5 protein-coding genes are annotated in these 8,988 nt (G+C 43.2%); all 5 read left to right on the forward strand.

Annotated elements, in window-relative coordinates:
• The coding region (locus H595_RS22900) for an ATP-binding protein (RefSeq protein ID WP_037055364.1) at window positions 1-249 on the forward strand (249 nt) is incomplete at its 5' end.
• A gap of 70 nt (window positions 250-319) precedes the next feature.
• Complete coding sequence (locus H595_RS22905) at window positions 320-2,086, forward strand: DEAD/DEAH box helicase (protein ID WP_205623264.1); 1,767 nt, start codon at window positions 320-322, stop codon at window positions 2,084-2,086.
• 96 nt (window positions 2,087-2,182) lie between these two features.
• Window positions 2,183-6,064 carry a hypothetical protein gene (locus H595_RS0118670; RefSeq protein WP_027672533.1) on the forward strand — a complete coding sequence of 1,294 codons (3,882 nt, stop codon included), beginning with the start codon at window positions 2,183-2,185 and terminating at the stop codon, window positions 6,062-6,064.
• Window positions 6,064-8,478: a hypothetical protein gene (locus tag H595_RS0118675; protein WP_027672534.1), complete on the forward strand. Its 2,415-nt coding sequence runs from the start codon at window positions 6,064-6,066 to the stop codon at window positions 8,476-8,478. Before H595_RS0118670 ends, H595_RS0118675 begins: the two co-directional genes overlap by 1 nt.
• A 262-nt stretch (window positions 8,479-8,740) precedes the next feature.
• Window positions 8,741-8,988: transposase (locus H595_RS0118680; protein WP_027672535.1), on the forward strand; the 248-nt coding region annotated here is incomplete at its 3' end.

Consider the following 8,988-nt stretch of genomic DNA (forward strand, 5'->3'; position numbering starts at 1 on the left):
CGGGATGAAGCCAATCTGTTCTTTAACGTGATAGCGAAACGCTATGAACAAGGCAGTGTTATTGTGACCAGTAACCTGCCATTCTCGCAATGGTCAACGGCATTCGCTGATGATCAAACCTTAACTGCGGCATTGCTGGACAGGCTGTTACATCATGCGCATATCGTACAAATCAGCGGAAATAGTTATAGGTTAAAAGGCAAAAGAACAGCGGGTGTCATACCGGCAGCAGAAAGTACGTTAAGTTGAAAAGAAGCCAGGGGTGGGTCAAATTTAGATTACCGTTTTAAGCGGTAAGTGGGTCAAAATTGGATTGCCGTTGACAAACGGCAAGCATCACTCAAATGTACTGGTGAATGTGTCTGGGCAAGCATTAAAAGATGAGCAAATGATTAAGTTACCCATCAACTTAATCAACGAAGACAAAAGTGATTGGAAGCATACCTTGTCGTTAGCGCACGCTAAACTTGCTGAGCTTGAACAGGATACCGAGCAGCTACAAAACGAAACCGGTCGCTATATTCGGCCCATCATGCTTATTCGTGTTGAGCGAACAGGAAAAGACCAGCGTGATTCAGCCTTCGTGCATGCGGAAGACGCCCGAGAATATTTGATAGAAAAACTGGGCGTGAATGAGAATGAAATTCGCCTGAAAACGTCTGATAAAGATGAGTTGGGTGATGATGATTTACTCAGCGAAATGTGCCCCGTTAAATACATCATCACAAAGGATGCATTGCGTGAAGGTTGGGATTGTCCTTTCGCTTATGTGTTAACAGTGTTGTCAAAAATGACCGCAAAAACGGCAATCACCCAAATGATTGGGCGTGTACTACGTCAACCACATGCGCGATTGACGCAAAAAGCAAGCTTAGATGAGTGTTATGTCTACACCTTTGATCAGGATGTGATGGAAGCCGTCGCCGGTGTTAAGCAAGGTTTAGAAGAAGAAGGGATGGGAGATGTCGCGAATCAGGTTAAAGCCTCGGAAGGCAATAAGCCCGCCGCAGTGGTAAGCAAAGAAACGTTATTGCGTAGAGAGCGTTTTCGTAACCTACCTAAAATATTCTTGCCTCGGGTTTTACACCGTGATGCAGGGTACAAAGACGGCTACCGTTTGTTTGACTATGAACGGGATGTGCTGGGTGACCTAGATTGGGAATCGCTGTCTTATTTGAATGCAGATAACTTCCAGCTAGTGGACGACAAGTTAAAACGCACTATTGCCCGTATCGACTACAAAATGTCAAAGGATAACCAAGGCGAATTGGACTTGGCCGATCCGGTTCACGAAAACATCGAGTTTGACCCCATCGCAGGTCTAGATATCTCCTTTATGGTAAGGCAGCTCACCGATGTTATTCCAAACCCATGGCAAGCCATGCGGGTGTTAGCGCACACCTTAGACACCTTGCGTAGTAATGGGGTTACAGAGGAAGCGCTGTTTACTAATCGCCTAGAGCTGCTCAAAGAGATGAAGCGAGATATTAAACAGCAGGTTGCGCAATTATCGGAGCAAATTTTCAAATCTAAGTTGGACAAGGGTGATATCTCCCTACGTCTACTCGCTTCAGATAACGAAAAGCTAAATTGGGAACTGGCGCAAACCTTAGAAGTTAACGTCAGTGAGCATGATCAGGTTCTTCGCCGCAAAGATGGATCTGAACTCGAAAAAAGTCTGTTCGAAAAGGTCTATCAAAATGGGCTGAACAATTTAGAGCGTGACACAGCCTGGTATTTGGATAAGCAAGAGTCTGTGTATTGGTGGCATCGTATTGCAGTAAATCAACGCGAGTACAGCCTGCAAGGCTGGCAAAAGCAAAAGGTTTATCCTGACTTGTTGGTGTGCGTCGAACAGCCAAACTCTGGCAGGTTCCGCTTCTCTGTACTGGAAACCAAGGGTGAGCATTTAAAAGGGAACGACGACACTGAGTACAAGCGCCGATTGTTTGAGCTGTTAACTGAGCACGTCAAGACGGCGGTAGATGCTGGCGAACTTACGTTGGAAGCAGCTTCGGGTGGTATGTCGTTCAGAATGCTGATGGAAGACAGTTGGTCACAGGAAATCGTGCCTGAATTGAATTAATGAGTCATTTGTTGGTGTTGTGTTGTCTCCAACCTTGTCGCCCCTCTTAAAACAGGGGCGAAACTCAAAAGGAATAGCAAGTTAACGAGGATTTAGATGAGTCAGACAATACCGACTTCTTATAACCAAATCATTGCTCATACGATTGATCAGGCACTTGCTCTAACGGTTAATGCAAAGAACGAAAACGCTATTGCTGGCTTTTGCCAGTTGCAAGGCCCAACAGGTGGTGGCAAAAGTAGTTCTCTTTATCGTAGCCCAGACGGAAAAATTCCAGCGAGCCTTGAATTTATAAAATCCAAAGGATTGCAGGCCATATTGGTCACCCATCGCTGGAACATCCTGCATGACGTTTATGAAAGTGCCACGAGTGCAAAAGACAGCTCAGGTAACCCACTACTCGTTAGTATTCTTTATGCTCAGGATGAAACTGTTGTTAGTGCGGTTTCGCAACGGGCACTGCCACATGAACAAGGTGTTCAAAAATCTGACTTGCCTAATCCTTATAAGGCCATTGAGGATATCCATGGCTTAGGAGTGTTTCGTTCTAATGCTGATAAAGAGGCTCTCGTTCGTGCTTGCCACAACGTTTCAGCCATCGCCCGTAATGTTGAGTACAAAAAGAAAAATCCTGATTCGATGGGCATCTTACTCGAACGAGAAGAGCAGGAACTAAGAAAACTGTGTGGGTTTGTCGAGCGCACGCTACTTGGGTGTATGTCGTCCTTAGAGAAGACATTGAAGTATGCCAGTAAGCACCATGGCAAGACGCATGAACTTACGGAGCAAGCAAAAGAAAAACTTCGTTTATTTAGAGAAAATAAATGGGTGCGTCGAATTTTCCCGGCGATTGCTTGGCACGATGATAAGCAACATTTGCTGGTGTTAACAACGCAGAAGCTGTTCGCTTCCTTTTACGATGGTAAACAGAAAGTCAGAATGTCGAGCGGCCAACTGGCCGGAAGGGTAGTATTTGTTGATGAGTTTGATTACCAAGCGGACATTCTACAGACATTACTTGCCCAGTCTCAAATGGTGCAAGAGCCGCCTGAGTGTATTGGTCAATTACTTGAAGGAGGTAAGCGCCTATTAGCGCGAATGCAGTTTGTTACTGCTGAACCTATACCTGAGCTTTACAGTGAGCTTAAACAGCTTATTGCGGAGCTAGAGGAGGATTTGACCAGCAAAGGAGTCGATCTGAATCAGTCTAGGGCGCTGGTAATCCCTTTAAAGCAGTATGAATCCGGTGTGCCGTTCGAAAAGAAATATCTGTTTCGCTCAGATCACTTAGTAACCAGTGAGCCTTTGCAGTTACAGCAAAAACCTCATGGCTTTGAAGTGAAAAGTTATGGTCAAAGCGATGATGTATCGGTTGATGCTGGTGATTTTTTGCGTGTGATGGAGAAATATATCAGACGCTTCAGTTTGTTGTTGTCACAGTTCGCGACCGATGAGTCCGAAGCCTATGAGTATCTCGTTCGGCTAAACCGATTGCTGTTTGATCCAGCGAATGACTATCGACCATCCTACTACAGCACAGCGTTACCCAGTTTATCGCTGTTCTCCTTGCCTCGCACTAGCTTGCCTGAGTTAGAAGCGTTGAGTAGATCAAACCGATTACCTAATACTCAGACGAATATGTTTGGCCTAACAACCTGGCTATTAACCACAGATGAAGCTGAAGCGGATATTGACCCGTTGAGGATCAAGATTAAACGCGCACTATTGCCGACAACACCTGAAGGGTTAATGGTTTCGTTATCGAGTCGAAACCTCGTTTTTGCACTATCCGCAACTTCATATATCGAAAGGGGCATTGGTCATTTCGATATACGCTGGATTGAAAGCGCTTTGCGTTACGTGGCTCAGGCTCGCAATCCACAATGTACCGAGAGTTTTTTGGGCGATAGCTTTGAGCAGCGCCCCGAAGATTGGTTTAAGAAGCCGATTCCATATTTACAAACTGACGAGGATAAGCAGTTACAAATGGCGGTGATCCGCTCTTTGGTTAAAGATAAATCTGAAAAGCGTCGCTCGACACTGAAAACCACGATCCACGACTTTGATGATGCTATCCATGCGGCAGTTTTTCAGGAGGCAAAACTGCATTTGAATGCTGCATTTTTTGAGGCTGAGCACTCAGATTACAAGTATGAATACCGGCAGTCTGTGTTGTTTAAATTACTGCACGTTTTGCATTTAGCAGCGAATGGGTCACAACATAAAGGTCATCTGGCTTTTGTTAACTCAGTAAAATACCTTCGGAAGTGGTTGATAAGTGATACCGCAGAAAACAGCAGAATGAGCGCGGATTGGCTTGAAATGGAGCGTTTAACCACTGGCGTATTGTCTTCTTTTGACGATGTGTTTATTCCTTTGGCTGTCAAGGGTAAGCCCATGATGATTTGCTTACTCAATGCTGAAGCACAAAAGCGAGAAGGATTTGAGCACGCATATCAAGCGGCGTTCGACTCTGGCCGAACCGTGGTGGTAATGACACAAACCGCATCCGCTACCAATGGCATTAATTTGGATTACTCCTTGCCTGACTCTCAAGGGCAGATGGATCTGACGTCGCTGTTTATTATTGAAAGTAAGCACTTTTACTTTTCACCATGGGATAGCAATGACGATGATGACGAAATGTCTCATGCTGGTTTTCAGCTCAGAAACTTAGAAAAATTAGTCAGGCGTTCAGAATTTTCTCGTAAGCAGCAGCGGCAATTTATTATGCCGTTAATGAATAACTCAGTCGCTAAAATCCAGGAGCTAAACAAGCTCTATAAAGGGACAAATGACTACGTTAAGAATCTTGCCGCTGACGTGCAGCAGCAAGTTGGTCGTATTGAACGTGCTTGGACGTATGTGCCCCATGTCGCCATTCATTTAAGCGATGATGTAGCCGGTCATCTTCGCAACTACGGCCAATTAACCGTTTGTACTAACAACCGAAATTGGGTTTCAAACCTTAATAATCAGCTGATTGATGATCTTACTCATTCCGAAGATGCATCGGTTTCCAACTTTCTTGCCCTATTGAAAACGCGATCCCAAGATGGCTCTGCTGCGGTAGATATTATTGATAATAGGTTAGTTTCCGCTATCCGAGATGCACGACAAGGTAAGGGTTGTATCGAAGATATTTCAGGACTTTGGCATGAACTAGGGCGCGCTGTATTGCAGCATGATCTCCAATGGATGCCGCATAACAATACGTTTGGCATTACTGAGCCTTTGTGTCGTTGGGCGTGCTTTGAACGGCCCAAAGAAACAAAGGTTACTGGTGAAATATGGTACGACCCAAAAAGTTGGCAGTTCTTTGCAAAGCGTGCATCGGGATTGATTAAGTATAACCCACAGACGATTTATGAGGTTGTTAATCTGCAACCTGCTATTTCGGATTGGTTTAATCGTAAAGGTTTTCGAACGTCGTTTCAGCCGTTTGCCAACGACATTGAAGAGCAATTCTCATTTCATCCCGTTGTGATTCAGCGAATTTTACAAGGACGTATTGGTGAGGAGGGTATTCGCGCATTGCTGAGTGACAAGCAGCTAACCACTAAACAAGACGTCTACAACCATGAGTTGTTTGAATTATATGATTTTGAGATAGCAAACGCGGATGTTTTTGTTGATGCTAAATTTTGGTCGATAGCTGCTCTGGAAGAGTCGGATGAAGGCTTTGAGCAATGGCTTGCTTCTGGTAAACGTCCTGAATTTGCACCTTTGGGATTAATTAAAAAGCTGGAGAAGATCCGCCAAATCCGTGGTGAAAATGCCATTTTGGTTATCGCGAACCTATTAACTGGTGAAGATTGTTCCTTATCGGGCTTTTCTGAAATGTTGGAGCCAGTAAAAGTTGAGAATGCTTCAATCCTGTTTCTACCAGGTTGTTTGGTGAGCGATGGATATCAAATGACGTCTGGCTTTAAGTGGTTTTCGAAAATAGTTTGGCAGCGTATGAGGGAGCAAGGTTAATGGATAATAATAAAGATTTGAGGAAGTTGCCGCTGTCTCATTTGGTTTATTTGAATAGCGAGGTTGATGCAGATAAAGCCAACAAATTTGTGGTTTATCACTATCCACTTCTCAATAACAACTATCAGTGGAAAGAGAAGAAAGCCTGGGAAGAACGTATCGATGCTGAGCTAGACAGTCGGCAGTTTGCCTATTTAATGAAAAAAAATGGTAATCAGTTTGGTCTCTATGTGGCTTTACAAAGCTCAAGTGATATTCCTCCGTCTATTGTAGACGCTGAGTTGCAACCTATTACTCCAGTTCGAGTTGAATATTCACCGGTGTTAAATCCTGTGTGGATTCGACTAATGATGCGTTCATTGCGGGCTTTTGGCGGTCATTGTAAAGGTGCTTATAGCTTAGGTTGTCCATTATTGAAAGTAGATAGCTGGGCTGGCGGTGTCAATGCGCTCAGCCTAGATTGTAGAACTCAGCAGTTAAAAGATGGAAATACCACTGAGATTGCTCTGTTTTATATCAATGTTCCATTAAGACCGTTATCTAATGACGATGATATAGATCGCATTAAGAAGCCTCTATGGGTCTATGACAAAAATAAGGTACTCGTCAGGTGGTATCCAGGCCATGAAAGAAAGCCAAAAGGCACTCTGTTCAAAGAGATCGGAAAAAGTAAAAATTCGCGTAAACAGCGTCCGTTTTTAGATCTTTCTACACCAAAGCGGTTTGAGCAAAGTTGGCCTATGGTGTTAAAACCTGTTCAAGATGAGTTTATCCGTTTTGCGCGTGATTATGGTTTTGAACTTTCAGCTAAAACATTACATCTCCAACCCTTAACTTTGAAAACAAAGCATAAAGCAAATAAGGCTAAGTCATCTTTCCCAAGCATTGAAATATCAGGAAAAATCAAGGTTATAGACCTAAGAGTAAATGCTGTTGTTGCATGTGAAGAAATTTTAGACTTGTTTAAATCGCTAATTGCACAAAAAGGAGTATGTGTTTCATGGGATTTACTAGAGGACATTGGACCAAATGATTTTGGAAAAATAAAACTTGAGTGTTCGGACCGTGTTTTGATTTTTCTAGATCAAGAAAAAGGTATCGAATATGATCGCTATCCACTTACGAAGTCGCTAGTTGGACGGTGTGCAGTTCAACATATCAACGTCAATCCTCATGATGTAACTGGAGATTCAGTCGAAAATGGGTTGTTGATCGAGTCAAAAAGAGACGAAGACCCGATAAAGTTATACGTTGCACCTGAAAGCGAATATTACAATTACAGTTATAACTTGCTGGATACCAAAGCATACAGAGAAGCGATTATTCGAAAGCTTGAAGTGGTACTTAAAGAGTTAGAGCTCAAACGTTTACTTATTGACTTGGATAGACCTATTTCTCAGGTTTTGCCATTGCAACGCGCTTGTTTAAACGAATCAACCATCGTAATTACTGATGGTTATTTGTTTACAGTTTCAAACGACAGACCGGTATTGATTCCCTTCGACCCCACTGATTCTGAAATGACTTCGAAAACGAATGAGTACCTGTCCAATTTCGAAACATCTGTTGATGACTTGCTAACTTTAATGAATGAGAATTGGCCCTATAACTATCGGCAGAATGTTGTAATGGATTACTACGGTTCGGAAGTTGATAAACAACGGCGATTTGCGGCAAGAATTACGCTTGTTTTGAGTAGAGCTGAAGACGCACAAGTGTCAATCATGATGCAAGATCCATCATATGACCAAACGAATGTATTGCCACTAGGTATGGAAGATGCGTTTTCGGATTTATCCAAGAAACAGAAGCCTTATCCGTTGATGGATTGGGTACTTCCTGATATTGAAGTATTGCTCAATATTGTCAAAGAATTGAGTGATGATGGTGTGTTGTCCAGCCAAAAGGCAACAATACGTTTTGAAAGTGAATTACCTGAATTACTTGAGCTTTGGCGGGAGCAATTAGTCATTCTGCATCAGAAAAATGAAGCAAAGGTAACTTACTATGAGGTGAAAAAAGAGGTTATTCAGCGTTGGTTAGATAAGCGAGGTAAGAAAAAAGACACATCAATCAGTGGTAGTTTAGATACCTTGTTATCCCGATACTTTGATAAGCCTTTAAACGACATCAAACGCTGGATGAGTAACATACCTGGCATTCAGCGCATATGGTACGACAAAGAAAAAGGATATTTTGTTGTGGGGGGGCTAGCTTCCCCCAAGGCCCAACTAAAAAGGCAGCCAAGCATACGCCAATGGCATTGTTTACAAGGTGAACTTGATTTTCAGCTTCTTGCAGATCTTTTAGATGTTGACTGGGTTCGAATGAACCAACTAGCTGGAAATCCCTGTGTAGCGGTGCTAATTAATCGATGGGCTGAAATGCATACTAGCCCAACGGCAAATGTTTAATTGAGTGTATACTGTCTACTTCAGAGATATTCTTACGTCAGTGGCTGAGGATAATACTGAGCTGCTGCAAAAAACGAGTTTTTACACAGCCTGTGCCGATAGCGGTCACTGCGTATTTTTTATAGTAGTGTCGGCTATCGGCCATAAAATAGAAGTTGGCATACTTAAAAATAAGCTTGGAACGTAGATAAAAGTGATACAAGAGTCTGTAAAAAAAACTGTGTAAGTGGCATTCTATCTAACTCCTTAGAAGGGATAAAGAATGCCAATTACAGACCAATTACTGGATCAGCTGTTAGCTGACTGCAAATCTCCTGAAGATCTGATGGGCGAGCAAGGCCTATTGCGCCAGTTGACCAAAAAGCTTGCTGAACGAGCCCTTGAAGCTGAGATGGAACACCATCTTGGTTACGCCAAACATGACCCGGCCGGTAAAAAAACCGGTAATTCCCGCAACGGTAAAACCAGTAAAACTGTGCGCTCTGTGCATGGTGAAATAGAGCTGGAAGT

The sequence above is a fragment of the Rheinheimera baltica DSM 14885 genome (assembly GCF_000425345.1).
Lineage (GTDB): Bacteria > Pseudomonadota > Gammaproteobacteria > Enterobacterales > Alteromonadaceae > Alishewanella > Alishewanella baltica.

Coding starts and splice junctions, on each gene's coding strand:
- H595_RS0118670 (WP_027672533.1), top strand. CDS start 2,183: ATGAGTCAGACAATACCGACTTCTTATAACCAAATCATTGCTCATACG.
- H595_RS0118675 (WP_027672534.1), top strand. CDS start 6,064: ATGGATAATAATAAAGATTTGAGGAAGTTGCCGCTGTCTCATTTGGTT.